This window comes from Psychromonas sp. MME1 (assembly GCF_041080865.1).
Taxonomy (GTDB): domain Bacteria; phylum Pseudomonadota; class Gammaproteobacteria; order Enterobacterales; family Psychromonadaceae; genus Psychromonas.
This window is the reverse complement of sequence record NZ_CP160906.1, coordinates 581686-598243: the sequence shown is the minus strand read 5'-3', so window position 1 is coordinate 598243 and position 16558 is coordinate 581686. Positions and strand designations below refer to the sequence as shown.

General features: G+C 38.2%; 11 protein-coding genes and 1 pseudogene. 5 read left to right on the top strand and 7 right to left on the bottom strand.

Annotated features, from left to right (window positions below; translation table 11 throughout):
* Positions 1 to 7: 7 nt before the first annotated feature.
* Positions 8 to 484, bottom strand: a complete 477-nt coding sequence (iscR, locus tag AB2N10_RS02910; protein ID WP_354625054.1) for a Fe-S cluster assembly transcriptional regulator IscR — start codon at positions 482 to 484, stop codon at positions 8 to 10.
* A 129-nt stretch (positions 485 to 613) separates the two neighbouring features.
* Positions 614 to 1354: a tRNA (cytosine(32)/uridine(32)-2'-O)-methyltransferase TrmJ gene (gene trmJ, locus AB2N10_RS02905; protein WP_369434286.1), complete on the bottom strand. Its 741-nt coding sequence runs from the start codon at positions 1352 to 1354 to the stop codon at positions 614 to 616.
* A gap of 205 nt (positions 1355 to 1559) precedes the next feature.
* Between trmJ and suhB the strand changes: the two genes are divergently transcribed.
* Positions 1560 to 2348, top strand: a complete 789-nt coding sequence (gene suhB, locus AB2N10_RS02900; RefSeq protein WP_354625053.1) for an inositol-1-monophosphatase — start codon at positions 1560 to 1562, stop codon at positions 2346 to 2348.
* A gap of 531 nt (positions 2349 to 2879) precedes the next feature.
* On the top strand, positions 2880 to 6896 hold the full coding sequence (locus AB2N10_RS02895; RefSeq protein WP_354625052.1) for a PKD domain-containing protein: 4017 nt from the start codon (positions 2880 to 2882) through the stop codon (positions 6894 to 6896).
* A 302-nt stretch (positions 6897 to 7198) separates the two neighbouring features.
* Here the strand turns inward: AB2N10_RS02895 and secA are convergent, their stop codons facing one another.
* Both secA and AB2N10_RS02885 read right to left on the bottom strand, forming a co-directional pair.
* Positions 7199 to 9925: a preprotein translocase subunit SecA gene (secA, locus tag AB2N10_RS02890; RefSeq protein WP_369434285.1), complete on the bottom strand. Its 2727-nt coding sequence runs from the start codon at positions 9923 to 9925 to the stop codon at positions 7199 to 7201.
* 59 nt (positions 9926 to 9984) lie between these two features.
* Positions 9985 to 10836 carry a M23 family metallopeptidase gene (locus tag AB2N10_RS02885; protein WP_354625051.1) on the bottom strand — a complete coding sequence of 284 codons (852 nt, stop codon included), beginning with the start codon at positions 10834 to 10836 and terminating at the stop codon, positions 9985 to 9987.
* Positions 10837 to 10937: 101 nt separating this feature from the next.
* Here AB2N10_RS02885 and AB2N10_RS02880 point away from each other — a divergent pair, with 101 nt between their 5' ends.
* Entirely contained in the window at positions 10938 to 11369 is a 432-nt protein-coding gene (locus tag AB2N10_RS02880) for a DciA family protein (protein WP_369434284.1), read from the top strand.
* A gap of 154 nt (positions 11370 to 11523) precedes the next feature.
* Here AB2N10_RS02880 and dapD read toward each other — a convergent pair whose 3' ends face one another.
* From dapD to djlA, 3 genes and pseudogenes are all read right to left on the bottom strand, one after another.
* The gene (gene dapD, locus AB2N10_RS02875; RefSeq protein WP_369434283.1) at positions 11524 to 12552 is read right to left on the bottom strand and encodes a 2,3,4,5-tetrahydropyridine-2,6-dicarboxylate N-succinyltransferase; all 1029 of its coding nucleotides are present in this window, start codon (positions 12550 to 12552) and stop codon (positions 11524 to 11526) included.
* A gap of 302 nt (positions 12553 to 12854) precedes the next feature.
* Positions 12855 to 13162 (bottom strand): annotated as a pseudogene (locus AB2N10_RS02870) (DUF2937 family protein).
* Positions 13163 to 13201: 39 nt separating this feature from the next.
* On the bottom strand, positions 13202 to 14002 hold the full coding sequence (gene djlA / locus AB2N10_RS02865) for a co-chaperone DjlA (RefSeq protein WP_369434282.1): 801 nt from the start codon (positions 14000 to 14002) through the stop codon (positions 13202 to 13204).
* 397 nt (positions 14003 to 14399) lie between these two features.
* Between djlA and AB2N10_RS02860 the strand changes: the two genes are divergently transcribed.
* Positions 14400 to 15563, top strand: a complete 1164-nt coding sequence (locus AB2N10_RS02860; protein WP_369434281.1) for an LPS-assembly protein LptD — start codon at positions 14400 to 14402, stop codon at positions 15561 to 15563.
* Positions 15542 to 16549 carry an LPS assembly protein LptD gene (gene lptD / locus AB2N10_RS02855; protein ID WP_369434280.1) on the top strand — a complete coding sequence of 336 codons (1008 nt, stop codon included), beginning with the start codon at positions 15542 to 15544 and terminating at the stop codon, positions 16547 to 16549. The genes AB2N10_RS02860 and lptD overlap by 22 nt, the downstream gene beginning before the upstream one ends.
* The last annotated feature ends 9 nt before the right edge of the window (positions 16550 to 16558 follow it).

The following is a 16558-nucleotide window of genomic DNA, read 5'->3' as shown; positions in this document are numbered from 1 at the left end:
ATTATCGTTATTGAGATTTCACATTAAGTTGCGCAGTTTGATTGTATTTATTATTTTGAATTTCAGATATATGTTGCACATGGTCAGAAGACATTAACTCTTCAAGGGTAATATCATCTAAAAACGAACTAATTCGGTCGCTTAACTGCGCCCATAATGAGTGTGTTAAACATTGCACCCCATCATCGGTGCAACCACCATTGCCAGAGCATTTACGAATATTAATAGATTCATTCACCGCATCAATAATCATCGCCACGGATATTTCATTACGTGGACGTCCTAATTTATAACCGCCACCAGGACCTCTGACACTACTCACTAAATTATTTTTACGTAATTTAGAGAACAACTGCTCTAAGTAAGAAAGCGATATGCCTTGACGTTCAGATATATCAGCTAAGGGCACCGGCCCGGTATGCTCTTTAATCGCGACATCTAACATTGCCGTTACCGCATAACGACCCTTTGAAGTTAATTTCATAATGCATCACTTATGTAGTGGGAAATAAATAGTTTCCATGACTGTATAAGTGTAATTATATATACCTGACAATTTCAGTCAAGTAAAAAACCACATGCTTTACTAGGTTTTTTCTAAACATTTGTTGAGCTATTTATCGTGCTCGGCGGCTTTGTTATCGCTGGATATCGATTTTTGGATGCTACTAAAAATCCCACGCCACATGCGTAACTCTTTAACCTCTGGGCGAGCTCGATTGAAAAAGCGACGTAATTTAGTCATCACTAAACCGGGGTGAGGTACAATAAAACGGGTATCCGTTAGCGTTTGCTCAAGATGTTCAAACATCCCCTCTATTTCATTCGCCAACGGATACTCTTCCTGTTGTTCTGGATAGGCTTTATCGGCTAAAAAGGCCATGCGAACTTCATAACTTAATGTTTGCACTGCCATTGCTAAATTAAGTGAACTATATTCAGGGTTAGCAGGAATAAAAACGTGAAAATGGCACTTTTGCAATTCATCGTTAGTCAAACCACTATTTTCACGACCAAAAACTAACGCTATTGGGTGTTTTTTACCCTCAATAACCGCTTTCTCACCCATTTCACGGGGATCTAACATAGGCCAATCTAATGTACGAGGACGCGCACTCGCACCAATAACTAAACCACAATCTGCAATCGCTTCATCTAAGGTTGCAAATAATTGATGATTTTTCAGCAAATCAGAGGCTCCCGCTGATAGTGCAACGGATTTACCATCAATGTCACATTCAGGAGCAACTAATACTAAGTTTGATAACCCCATGGTTTTCATCGCTCTTGCTGCGCTGCCAATATTTCCCGGATGAGACGTTCCAATCAGTATAATGCGCACATTTTCTAACATGTGTATTCCTTGGTCGTTGAGCTAAAATTTAAATGGGCAGAGTTTACCATTATTTGCATGACAAACAAACTAAGGGAGCGGCGAAGATTTTTATCTGTTTTGTCGATATATTGTTTAAATAATTTGCAGATTTGTGTGATCTCTGTATAATTTTGCGCCGAAGGAATCTCCCTTCAATGTTCTTTTAAAATCTAATGGTGATCCAATGCATCCAATGTTAAATATTGCGATTCGTGCTGCGCGAAATGCAGGTAAAGTAATTGTTAAAGGCTTTGAAAATTTAGAGTCAGTTGAAGTTGAAGAAAAATCATTAAATGATTACGTTAGCAGCGTTGATAAAGAAGCTGAACTTGCAATCATTGGTACATTACGTAAATCATACCCAGACCACTGCTTTATTGCTGAAGAGTCTGGTATCGATGAAGGTAAAGACAAGGATTACCAATGGATTATTGATCCCCTAGATGGAACCACTAACTTTATCCACGGCATTCCTCATTTTGCTGTATCAATTGCCTTAAAAATTAAAGGTCGTACCGAAGTCGGTATTGTTTTCGATCCAATTCGTAATGAACTTTTCTCTGCTGTTAAAGGCCAAAGTGCACAATTAAATGGTTACCGAACACGTATCAATTCTGTGCCTAAATTATCAGGAACATTGATAGCAACTGGATTTCCATTTAAACAAAAACATCACACTGAAACTTACTTAAACATCTTTAAAGAGCTCTTTTTAGATGTTTCAGATATGCGTCGTAGCGGTAGTGCTGCACTTGATCTTGCTTACGTTGCAGCAGGTCGTATGGATGGTTTCTGGGAATTTGGTTTAAAACCATGGGACATCGCAGCAGGTGAACTACTAATAAAAGAGTCTGGCGGCATAGTCACAGACTTTAATGGTGGCAATGACTATATGAAAACTGGCAATGTTGTAGCATCTAACCCAAAACTATTAAAAGAGTTGTTAACGGTTATTCGTAAAAATAACGCATAATCAATTGTTTTATTTAAGCGCAAAGCCTCTTTGCGCTTTATACTTATCACTTGCATTCATCTCCCCAAAATAATCACAAAAAGCTGTTCAAAATAGCGCTAAAATTGGTGAATATTTTCATAAAATAACACCAAATTACTGCTTTTTAAGCTTAATAGAATATCTTTTACTCAGAAAAAATAGATGATCTGCAAATTAGATTATTGGCATTTATCCTACCCTGCTCATAAAAGCGATCATTAAATAAACTTTATTTGCTCTTTTTGCGACCAAAATGTTTGTTATTTAATCGCCCCCTTATTTGTTTCATGTATTATCCTCCAACCTTATTTATTACTATAACTTTCAAAGAGATAAATTAATCGTTATGTGATAAAGGTGAAGTTACGATGCAGGTGCATCTTTGGGCAGGAGCCACTGATAGGTTATACGGACATGTAACAAAAAATATCTATTATAACTTCTGCAAGTTTTAATATAAAAACCTTCACATTATGATTTAAATTAATAATGTGTTGAAAGGATTCGATAATGAAGAAGATATTTACCTTAGGTTTGGTAATGGGTGCTATTAACGTACAAGCGGAAATAGCAGCTACACATATATACCATAATCATATGCCAAACTTTTGGCCTTATTACGATGTGACTAAATACGATGATCTACCCGTTGGAGCACCAATACGCTATACCTATGATGGTCAAGTCATCAATTTGAAAACTAACCCACCAGCTAATTACACCTTTTTTATTCCAGATAGCGGTGCGCCTATGCCACATGATGACCTTGTCGCATATTACTCGCATCATGCTAAAACAGGGGCCTATTTAAGCTGGCCTATGGATACCGCTTTAAATAATAAAAATAATCACCCTCTTAGCCAAACCCACGTGACAATGTCAGCTTCTGTCATAAACAATGTACAAAGCTTTGCCGAGCTTGGTAATTTGGATGGATATAATTTAGGTTGGGGAAATTACTGGAAAAATACTCAGAATAGCACCAAAACCGCCAACGGTCATAATGCACTCGATACTATTCATTTCGCTGGACACCACACAATGGGACCATTAGTCGGAAATGAATATTTCTTAAAAGATCTTATTTATCAAAATGTAACCTTGGCACAAGATTACTTTTTAGGAGATTCATTTAAATCTTCAAAAGGCTTCTTTCCTACAGAGTTAGGTTTTTCTGAACGTATTATCCCTGCTTTGACAAAATTGGGGATCGAGTGGTCAGTATTAGGTAATGTCCATTATTCTCGTACATTACGTGATTACCCATACCTGAATGACCCAGGTAAAGATACGCTTATCTCCCCTCCTAACCGAGCTGATTTACAAAATGAAAGTAACCTAGGAGACTGGGTTGAGTTACACATGTTTAATGAACAGCAAACGACTTTTAATAAGTTTCCATTTGCCTCTATTCCTCATTGGGTACAATACGTTGACCCCTCAACTGGCGAAGAACATACTGTTGCAGGTATTCCCGTAGAACAAGCAAGCTCATGGGAAGAAGGTTATCAAGGTAGTGTGACTGCCTCTGCATTGAAGCCATTTGAAGGTGAAGCAGGGACACTTGGCCGTAAACAATATTTTGTTATCGCACATGATGGAGATAACTCAGGAGGCCGCGCTGGCGATGGTGGAACTTGGGCATCATCTGGAAATATCACATACTCTGATGGCGGTGTAACTGGCATGGGAGTAGATGAATATTTACAAGCCAACCCAATCCCAGCTAATGATATTGTTCATGTTCAAGATGGTTCATGGATAGATACACGTGATTCATCCGCAGATCCAACTTGGTATCATTGGCATATTCCTATGGGTGTTTGGGATACTCAAATGAGTGCCTTCAACATGGCAAACGGTACCGACTTTACTGCAACACGCACACACATGGTTTCATTAGAACTCGGGTATCATTATTTAGAGCGTAATTTTGCATTGCTACAAGCTGCAGAGAATTATGCTAAAACAGCAGAACAAATATGGCTAGATGCAAACCCTAATCACTGGAAACCAACAACAGAGCGAGATCACCAGGTCACTTATGAAGGCAATCAACTCAACCCATGGATGATGTCTTATCCTGTTAAAGGGGATGAAAACAATAATTATGCGGGCGGAGCAAACCCTGCTGAGTTAAGTTGGTATTTCTTATTAGCATCGATTGATTCTGGTTTTGGTTATTACGATGAAAATGTCGATGATGGTGTTAAACCCACAGTCTCGTTTAATCAATCCTTAAGTTTCTCAATGCCATATGTTGACGCTAAGTTAGTAAAAGATAAAACAGGCCCTTCTGTTTGGTGGCCACAACGTTATCCTTATAATCCAGGTAGTGCAAATAGTAGTAAAGCAGAAGGTTGGGCAACAATCTATGCGGACACTACCTTTGCAATTTATACCTACGCATACGATGTCAGTGGCATAACCAACGTACAAGTTAAAGTCCGCGTCCATACTAACAAACGTGCCGATGCAAAAGATAAAACATTTAAACTATATAACCCAGAAGCTCATAGTGCCGACGCAAATGTCAATCCATCACGCGTTGGTGATTGGGAAACGGTTACCATGAAAGTTCGAGATTTATCACCTGATATCAATGGTGTTTCTTGGCAGCCTTCTGGTGAACGAATGTTTAGTGTTGTTCCTGCTCAAAAAATCGGTGATATGTATTACAGCTACTTTAATAAATACCAAGATCAATTATTGGATTATTATATAGAAGCAACCGATAGCAAAGGAAATGTTACACGTAGTGATATTCAACAGGTTTATGTCGGTACTGGTCGCTTTAAAAGTGAAGCTGGTCAAATTATTGAAGATATTAATGGTGATATAGCTGGTGAATCGCTTTTCTTTACTGCCAATGTTGTTCCTGGAAATAAAAGCCCTATCGCAGTTATAACACCAGCAAGTAAAGAAGTTGAAGCAGGCACTGTGGTTACATTAAGCGCGGCCGATTCAACTGATCCCGACGGAGAAATTGTTAGTTATATTTGGAGTACAGGTGAAACGGGAGTTAGTATCGATGTAACCGTTAATGAAAAAAGCACTTACACTGTCACTGTTACTGATGACAAAGGTGCATCAAGATTAGCTACCGTAACTTTAAAAATAATAGGTGAAAGTGTTAGCTCAACTATTTATTACAAAGATACTAATAGCTGGGGCAAAGTATGCTTCCATTATACGGTCGATGGCACTGTGACATGGACTGTTGCACCAGGTGTTGAAATGCTTAGTTTAGGCGAAAACTGGTATACCTATAGTGTTTCACTTGAAGACGATAATAAACTTGAATTTGTTACTAACAACTGTGCAGGCACATGGGATAATAATGGTGGTCAAAATTACTCGGTAGGTGAAGGCATCTGGCAGTTTAATGCAGGAGTCGTTAAATCTGGCACGCCTGAAGAGTTAAGCAACAACCAGCGACCTGTCGCGAAAATTAGTCAAGGCAGTCAAACTGTAGCTAAAGGAACAACACTAACACTTGATGCATCCACATCAAGCGATAGTGATGGTTCAATTGTTGATTATAGTTGGAGCACAGGAGCAAGTGGTGTCACCTTGCCAATTACAATCAATGAGACGCAAACCATTACCTTAACAGTCACTGACAATGAAGGGGCAACGAGTGTTACCTCAATTACATTAACTGTACCTGAAAACATCCCACCTATTGCTGTGATATCGCCTTCTAGCCAAACTGTTGAACAAGGTGAAGCTGTGACTTTATCTGCTACAAATTCAACGGATCAAGATGGCTCTATAGTGAGTTATCTATGGAGTAATGGTGCAACAACGCCAGAAATTACTGTGACTCTAGATATGACTACAACCTTTACGGTTACTATTACAGATAATGAAGGAGCTATTGCATCAACGGATGTTACTTTAACTATTGATAATGGTAATAACGCTAAAAACTTTGCACAATTGTACTTTAGAGGCACAGCAAACAACTGGTCAACCAGTGCAATGTCATTAGTTGCAGACAATACTTGGCAAATAACAGTTAACTTTGATGGCCAAACGGATCAGCGTTTCAAATTTGATCTTAATGGTGATTGGCAAAATAATTATGGCGATAGTAACCATGACGGCACTTTAGAGCAGTCTGGTGCAGACATTTACACATCTGTATCTGGTACCTATCTCATTGAGGTTAATGATTTGACCCTAGCCTACAAAATGGTAAAAATTGGTGATAACAATCCAATAACAGCTAAGAATTTTAACCAGCTATATTTCCGAGGAACCCCAAATAACTGGGCAGCGAGCGCAATGCTATTAGTTACGGACAATACTTGGGAGATAACTATAGATTTTAATGGTCAAACAGAACAACGTTACAAGTTCGATCTAAATGGTGATTGGTCAAACAATTATGGCGATAGTAATCAAGATGGCATTATTGAGCAATCAGGTGCAGATATTTACACTACACTAGCAGGACGATATGTGGTTCGTGTAAATGATTCGACATTAAATTACAGCATAACAGCAGTTGCAAATGACTAAAATAATTTGCTCATAACCAATGTTACAACAATAATACCAATCGGATTAAATTTGACATTGAATATTATGTAAAATAAAGAATGAGTTCTAGTTCTAGCGTAAGTGGATAATCATTTGCGCGACTCCAAACAAGAATCATTTTAACCAGCATAGTTACTCTAGCAATTTATCCGATTGGTATAATTTAATGCTCAATCGCTAAATACAATCATCAGCCAACCTCAAACATATTGAGATTATCTAAGAAATAAAAAAGGCGCTATCATTAAGCGCCTTTTAGTTTTATTTAATATATTACTTAATTAACTTAGCTTACCATGACACTGTTTATACTTTTTACCTGAACCACATGGACAAGGTTCGTTACGGCCAACTTTAGGCTGTTCTCTAACAAATGTTTCATGACTATCTGCCTGTTCATCACTTTGTGTTAGTTCACCATTGCTCGCTTGTGCATGTTGCATTTCAATTTTAGCCATAGCTTCTGCTTGTCTGCGTTGCTCTGCAATCGCATCAACCTCTTCCCTGCTTTGCACTTGCACTTTAGATAAAATCATAACCACATCGGTTTTTAAGTTATCCAACATAGCTAAGAACATTTCAAAGGATTCTCGTTTATACTCTTGTTTAGGATCTTTTTGTGCATAGCCACGTAAATGGATACCTTGACGCAGATGATCCATCGCAGCTAAATGCTCCTTCCACAGAGAATCGATCGTTTGCAACATAACAGATTTTTCAAATGAGGCGATGATCTCCTCTCCAACCAACTCTTTTTTAGCAGCGTAACTCTCTTTGGCATAAGTGAGAATATTTTCACGAATAGTCTCTTCTTGTAAATTAGCATCATCGACAAGCCACTGTTGAACCGGAAGATTGATTAAAAAGTCATTTTTAAGGCGTAGCTCTAACCCCTCAAGATCCCACTGTTCTGTTAGCGAGTTTTGTGGCACATATTCATCAATAATACGATTAAATACATCCCCCCAAATTTGCTCAATTGTTTCACCAATATCATCGCTATCCATCACGCCATTACGCTGTTGATATACTATTTTACGTTGATCGTTAGCCACGTCATCGTAATCTAATAATGACTTACGCATATCAAAGTTACGCCCTTCAACTTTACGTTGTGCATTTTCAATAGCACGCGTAACCCAAGGATGTTCAATGGCTTCGCCATTTTCCATGCCCATTTTTTTCATCATATTGGAGACTTTTTCTGAAGCAAAAATTCGCATCAAAGAATCTTCCATCGAGAGATAAAAACGGCTCTCCCCAGGATCACCCTGACGCCCTGCTCGCCCCCGTAACTGGTTATCAATACGGCGCGACTCATGGCGTTCAGTACCAACAATGTAAAGCCCACCGGCTTCTAGCACCATTTTGTGCTCAGCTTTCCACTTTTCAGTCTCTGCTTCTATTTGCTCAGTTGTCAATTCACCTAATTTTGCAAGGCGAGCCTGCAAATTACCACCTAAAACGATGTCAGTACCACGACCAGCCATATTAGTTGCAATCGTCACAACACCTAAAGCACCGGCATTGGCAATAATATCCGCTTCTTTTGCATGGAATTTGGCATTCAAAACACTATGTTTTATCTTCGCTTTATCCATTAAGTTTGACAAAAGTTCGGAGTTTTCGATAGAGACGGTGCCGATCAAAACAGGCTGACGACGCTCTACACGCGTTTTAATATCAGCTACAATTGCTTGATACTTTTCTTCATCGGTTAGATAAACTAAATCACCACCATCTTTACGGATCATCGGTTTATTAGTCGGTAATACAATGGTTTCTAAACCATAAATAGATTGAAACTCAAAAGCTTCAGTATCCGCAGTACCAGTCATGCCGGCTAGTTTTTTATATAAACGGAAGAAATTTTGGAAAGTAATAGAGGCTAATGTTTGATTCTCATTTTGAATTTTTACACCTTCTTTCGCTTCAACGGCTTGGTGTAAGCCTTCTGACCAACGACGACCAGGCATGGTACGCCCAGTATGTTCATCAACGATGACCACTTCACCTTGATCATTGACAATATATTCGACATCTTTTTCAAAGAGTGTATGAGCACGTAATGCAGCATTTACATGGTGCAATAAACTAATACTCGCAGCAGCATACAATGATTGATTTTCTTCTAATAAACCACGCTCTTGTAAAATTTTCTCTACTTTTTCTTGACCACGTTCTGTTAATAAAACTTGCTTGCTTTTTTCATCAACGGTGTAATCCCCTTCTCCAATATATTCCTCAGTATCTTCTTTATCTTGCTTACTAAGTAATGGAATAACCGTATTTAATTGTGTATAAAGCGAAGAGTCGCCATCAGTTGGGCCTGAAATGATTAATGGTGTCCGAGCTTCATCAATTAAAATAGAATCGACTTCATCGATAATAGCATAATGCAATGGACGCATAACACGTTGCTGAACCTCAAAGGCCATATTATCGCGAAGGTAATCAAAGCCAAATTCATTGTTAGTACCATAGGTAATATCAGCTGCATAGGCTGCTCGTTTTTGTTCAGGCGTCAGGCCCGCGATATTAATACCAACGGTTAAACCTAAAAATTCAAATAATTTTGCATTCCATTGAGCATCACGTTGTGCCAAATAATCATTGACGGTAATAATATGTACCCCTTTACCCGTCAACGCATTCAAATAAGCAGGTAAGGTTGCCGTTAGCGTTTTACCTTCACCAGTACGCATTTCTGCAATTTTATTTTCATTTAAGACCATTCCGCCAATAAGTTGCACATCAAAATGACGCATCCCAAACACACGCTCAGAAGCGCTACGAACGACAGCAAAAGCTTCCACAAGGACATCATCAATGCTCTCTCCGGCTGCAATACGCTCTTGAAATTCAACCGTTTTAGCTTTTAGTTCTTGATCCGATAATGATTGTATTTCCGGTTCAATTTTATTTATTTCATTAACAATTTTACGGAGTTGTTTGATATAACGGTCGTTACGACTGCCTATTATTTTTGTTATTAGCTGTGTGATCATTTTATTTTTCTCATAGTTTAAAAATTAGTTTAAATTAAATTTTTGCAAAGTTAGAAATATCAACCAGTCGTTCTTTGTATATAATAATTTGGATTGATTCTCATCCCATTTCTTAATACTTCATAATGCACATGAGGCCCCGTAGAACGTCCTGTACTCCCCATCACCGCAATGATGTCCCCTTTTTTAACAACATCCCCAATATTTACCTTTAACTTTTTAGCATGCGCATAACGTGTTACCAAGCCATTACCGTGCTGGATCTCAACCATAAACCCATAACCACTTTTTTTCCCAGAATCAGTCACAACACCCGCTGCGGTGGCGATAATTGGCATACCACTATACCCGGCAATATCAACACCTTTATGCCGAGTCATTCTTCCGGTAAAAGGATCTTTGCGAGTACCAAAGGGAGAAGATATCCATGAGCCTTTCCCTTTGACTGGGCGGCCAGAAATATACAGTTGCTTAGTGAGATTGAGATTGTTTAAGGCGATTTCAAGACGTACAAGCTGCTTTTGTTGATTTTCGAGATGTAGCTCAATATTTTCAATGTATTCCAACAGGGGAACAAACTGAGAACTTTGCCCGACTGGATCTATATTTGGGCCGCCAATAGGCAAAGAGGTATCAAAATCAAATTCCTTTTTGGGTAAATTCGATTTATCAATAACACGCTCCCCCAATGCATTTAAGCGATTAATTTGTGCTTCTACATTCGCTATTTTATCAGCTAATACGCCAATCTTCTCATTACTTTGTGCTTCAATGAGCGCTAGATATTGATCTTTACTAACATCTCGATTATTTGTTGCACTTAATTTAAATTGATTTAATTGGCTTTGGTAATAAGATTGTATAAACCAAGCACATCCTATTAATAAGGTGACAAAAAGAAGAAAACTCACCAGAATTCTATTTTTTGTAAACGAAAACGAGTGATCTGTTTCCTCCTTTGAATAGATAATCGTTATACTCATAATACTTAAAATCACTGTTGATGAATTAAATGAATAGAACCCGACAACCTAAAGCTATTTCTTTGCTTTTGCAAAAAAGTAACCTAAAGCCTGACACGAGCCTAATCACGAAGCTCAATAGTTTACTACAAAGCTATTTGAAACAACATAATATAGAAGGCTGTCGAGTAGCTTATTTACAAAATGCGAGCTTGCTTATAGAAATCCCCACCGCAACGTGGTTAATTCGCTTACAATTTATGCGCAGTGAGTTACTTAGCGTAATGCGTCAGGAGATACCCGGTCTTCTTGAGATAAAAATAAAAGTAAACCCTAATCTGACCACGAGCGTAACAAACAACACTAAAAAACGTCACAGGCCCATTAAACGCGCCAGTAAAATGCCGCACGATGTGGCACTATCATTTATAGCGATGGCTGATAATGCGAACCTGAGCTACAGGCTGCATTGCGCTCACTAGCAAGCTATAGCCAAGATAAATAAAAGGGACTAAAAAGCCCCTTTTATTTTACATTGAGATTTTATAACAACGCAGATTATTGCTGATTGGTGCTATTTTCCTTGCCCTACAGAGCGCTAGCGCCTGACAAAGATATTTCGACCATTCAATCAATTTAATTTGAATGCAACATACTATTAAGTTCTACCGCACTCTTATTAGCTAAACATTCAATTTGTCCAGTCATTGAGTTACGACGGAATAATAAGTCATCCTTATTAGCGAGCTCTCTTGCTTTCGCAAATCCAGCTTCTTTCCCTTCTTTATCTAATAATTTAATTTTTGAGCCCGCTGTCACGTATAAACCAGATTCAATGGTACAGCGATTTCCAAGCGGTATACCTAAACCGGCATTGGCACCCAGCAGGCTATTTTCACCAATCGAAATAACCATTTTACCACCACCACTTAACGTACCCATAATGGAAGCACCACCACCAATATCACTTCCTTCGCCAACCATTACGCCAGCCGAAATTCGCCCTTCAACCATACTTACGCCGGTTGTACCTGCATTAAAGTTAATAAAACCTTCATGCATTACCGTTGTACCCTCACCAACATGTGCACCTAAACGAACCCGTGATGTATCCGCAATACGCACACCTGACGGTACAATGTAATCAACCATTTTAGGGAATTTATCAACACAATCAACGGTAATAACTTCTCCATTTAGACGAGCAGCAATTTGACGATCTGCTAACTCAGGTAGATCAATCGCACCTTTGTTTGTCCAAGCAATATTGTGCAATATGCCAAAAATGCCATCTAAAACGATACCATGAGGTTTCACCAGACGATGTGAAATCAATTGTAATTTAAGATAACCTTGAGCTACGGTAGTGGGGGCTTGATCGGTTTCAAGAATAACCAAGATCAATGGCTGTGCCGATTTTGCAGCCGCAATTGCAAAATCCGCATTTTTAGTATCATTTACACCATTAAAAGCAGCCGCTAGTTGCTCTGCTAATTGCGCCGTTATAGTAAACTCTTTATTACCATTATCATAGCCAACTAGGGCAGCAATAACGGCAACAAGATCATCACTTGGATTTAGTAGAGGATTTGGAAAAAATGCTTCTATAATCTTCTGATCACGATTTTTAGTAGCGCTGCCAAAAGCAAGTGCAAATGTAGACATGAATTAACTCCATTTTTTAAATTCGAAATATGACAAAATAGTTATAACTGCCATAATAAAGAAGCAGATCACAGATTTAAAGGGATAAATGCAAAACAAAACAATTAATTGTTAAATTTCATTAAATCAATTTAATTTGTGTACAGACCTTTTACGCCTAACTAGAGAAGTAAGGAATATAAATAGCAAATCTATGGTTAATGTCACAGATAGTGCAAAGGCAATACCTACTGTTATAGCCTCTTTATTTAAGGCAATTTCAGCGCGATAATTATCCTCTGTTTCTAAAAACAACGGATGATTCACTTCCCCAAGGAGGTGAACAAGCGTGAAACTAACGAACCTTGTAAGGCGTTTTGTTGGTTTTTTAAATAGGAGACTCGCGCTACCAATTCTTCAACAATAGAAGCTTCTGCTTCAAATAACGCAACACTACTCTGTTGATGCTTTTTAATTAAGGCATTGATATCACCTGCAAAAAAAAATCTGCGAGTGCTTGATATTTAACTAATTGACCTTCTGCTTCCAGTAAGTGTGCATCTAAACGTGTTTCATACTGGGCAAGAAAATTAGGTAGTTGTATCGCTAATAACAGCGAAGAGACAAACACTAGCTTCAGGCTATAGGATCTAATCAGGCGAATCAGCACTTATTTAAATCCTCTAATTTTACGTAATGTTTCATAGGCACGTTGAATATCTTGCGTTTTCTCCTTTGCCATCGTCATCATCTCTTCAGGTAAACCTTTCGATGCGAGCTTATCAGGGTGATGTTGACTCATTAACTTGCGATAAGCACGCTTAACCTCTTTATCTGTTGCACTACTCTCAATCCCCAACACTTTATAGGAATCCTCTTCGCTCGCCCCTTGATTTTGCTGGGTATTATGAAAATGCTGTTGGCCTTCAAACATCTGTAATAAACGGTCTAGTTCAAAATGAGAAAAACCTAAATGTTCGGCGATAATATAAAGAATTTCTTTCTCTTTGTGGTGAAACTCACCATCTGAATAAGCGGCCTGTATTTGAATTCCCAAAAACATCTGCAAAACATTGCGATCACCACGAACCATTTGCACAAATTCAGTTAATTTTTCTTTTAACGGAAAATGACAATCTTTACCCGCTGCAAATGACTTTTGAGCTTGTGCACGAGCCGCCCCCTGCAACCGCATTTGATCCATGTACGCGGTCGCAATTTGAATATCTGTTTCAGTGACCTGACCTTTCGCTTTTGCAAGATGCCCCATCACGGAAAAAGTCGTGTCAAAGAAATTTTTCTGTCTCTCTTGGCTACTAGCCATATTCGCAAATAAGCCATTTTGAATATTAAAATTCATGGTCATAGCGCGATCAAAACGATGGCCAAGCCAAATACCCAGTAGCATACCAACCACACCACCGAACATAAAACCAAAAAAACCACCTAGTATTTTTCCCCAAATACGCATAACGGTAAAACCTTATAAATGATAGAGAGTAAAAAAATCATCGCTATTTTGACTAAGTATTAACAATTTGGCTAATTTTTTACGCAAAATAGTGAAATTTAACCTATTAATAGAGAACAAAGATTGGAGCAAGATAAAGTTTGCTCTATCATAGCCCCCCAATCTTTGAGATATTTTCGCTTTGTGTATTCAGCGTCCAAGCTACTTATTGTGAGTTGTAAATGTTAAAACTTTTCCCTCTACTGATTATTTTTCTACCTGCATCTTTGGCATATGCCCAGCAGCCAAGTAATACCGATCAATCAATCAGCCAAACAAACTTGAGTACACGTGACAAAAATGTTTTCTTTGCTCAATGTTACCGCATGGTTCCCCTATAATTAAAGATACTAACCCTTTGTCTAGCCAAGAAACACCGGTCAATATTAACGCCCGTCAAGCGTTTGGTTATTCCGATAAATACTTATACCAAGATGAAGTGACCCTAACACAGGGGGATAAGTTTTTAGCCGCAGATAAATTAACCTATCTAAAAAATGAAAATACAATCACTGCTGAGGGCGATGTAAACTATGTCGATGGAGGTGTTACACTTTACTCTGATAAGATTGAATCACAATTAGAAACGAAGCAAGCAACTTTATACAATGCTGATTATCAATTTCACGGTCAAGGAGGGCGAGGAAAAGCAGAGCGCATTTATGATAATGGGTTAGATCTCTATGAATTTAACAATTCAACTTACAGTGCTTGCCCACCAGAAGACAATACATGGGCACTTGATACAAGCACTCTATATATTGATAATGAAAATGATATGGGCACCGCCTATAATGCGGTTCTACGAGTGAAAGATGTTCCCGTGTTCTATTTTCCCTATATAAGTTATCCCATATCAGATAAGCGTAAAACGGGATTATTGCTACCCAATTATGAAATATCTGAAACCAATGGCTTTACTGTTACTCAACCTTTATATATCAATATTGCACCGAACATGGATGCCACAATTACACCGACATATATGACTGATCGCGGTACACTACTGGCGACGGAATATCGTTACCTATTTGATTTTGGTACAGGTACACTACATGCAGAAAACCTCAGTAATGATAGGATCCGTGATGATTCACGCTACCTTTACCATTTTGACCATGCTGGTAATTTTGCTAAAAATTGGCATTTTAGCGCCGATTATACCAAAGTCAGTGACGACTATTACTTCAGTGATATTAATACCAATTACGGGACTCAGAGTGATAACCAATTATTACAGACAGGAAAAATAAGCTATCGCGAAAGTAACTGGAATAGCGAATTAGAGGTGCGAAAATTTCAAATATTAGGAAACGGTGACACCCCGCACATCGTAGAGCCTAAACTCGCTTTTAGCGCATATCAGCCGATCGATTGGCAAAATTTACAATTTGATTGGTATTCAGAAATGACAAAATTTGACCATAATGATGATGATGTTTATCCGGCTCTCGTGTTCATCTCGAGCCGACACTCACCTTACCGCTTTATTACAATTCAATGTTTATCAACACAGAATTAAAGTATATGGCTACGTTCTATAACCAAGATTTACCACAGAGCAATAAAGAAACTTGGTATAATGAGCTAGATGATAATGTCAATCGCTATATTCCCTCTTTTAAAGTTAACTCGGGAATCAACTTTGAGCGTTATTTTAGTGCTTTTGGTGGGCAATATAAACAAACACTGGTACCACAAATTCAATATTTATATGTGCCTTATAAAAATCAAGACAATATTGGTATTTATGATTCAACTAAAATGCAACTCGATTATTACGGACTATTTCGCGATAACCGCTATTCAGGTTATGATCGTATTGCTGATGCCAATCAAATCACAGTCGGGGTGTCGAGCAGTTTTTTAAATCCACAGGGTGAGCAAAAAATGCGCTTTGCAATCGGGCAAAATTATTATTTCAATCCATCGAAGACCAGATTGCCAGAAGAAAAATCATCATCAAAAACTGCAAATCGTTCATCTATTATTGGTGAATTTGATATCAACTTTGATGACCAATATTTTTTCCACTCCGGAGTAGTTTGGAATGCCGATGACAATATCATTGATAAAGCCAATGCAACGTTTGAAAAACGTTGGCTGTACGATACCTATGCACAACTAAACTACCGCTATATTGCCAAACCTAAAAATGATGACCGCTTTGATGAAGTCGCAGGTATCGTTAAACAACTCGGTAGTAAGGTAAACTGGGCAATTAACAGCCAATGGAGTACCTTTGCCAGCTATTACTATGATTTTGAATATAATCATATTTTTGAACAAATCGTCGGTATAAAATATCAATCTTGTTGTTGGGCTTTCGGAATAACTTATGATAACCACATGCTACCTTACTACGGGAGCTTAGACACTATTGGTGAAGATTATGAAACCGAACAGACGATTAGTTTTACTTTTGAGTTAATGGGATTAGGTGGTGCAGGAGATAGCGACACTAGTGATGGGCTGTTCAATTATGGTCGCCCTTTTTACTTACAATAACGGAAAAAA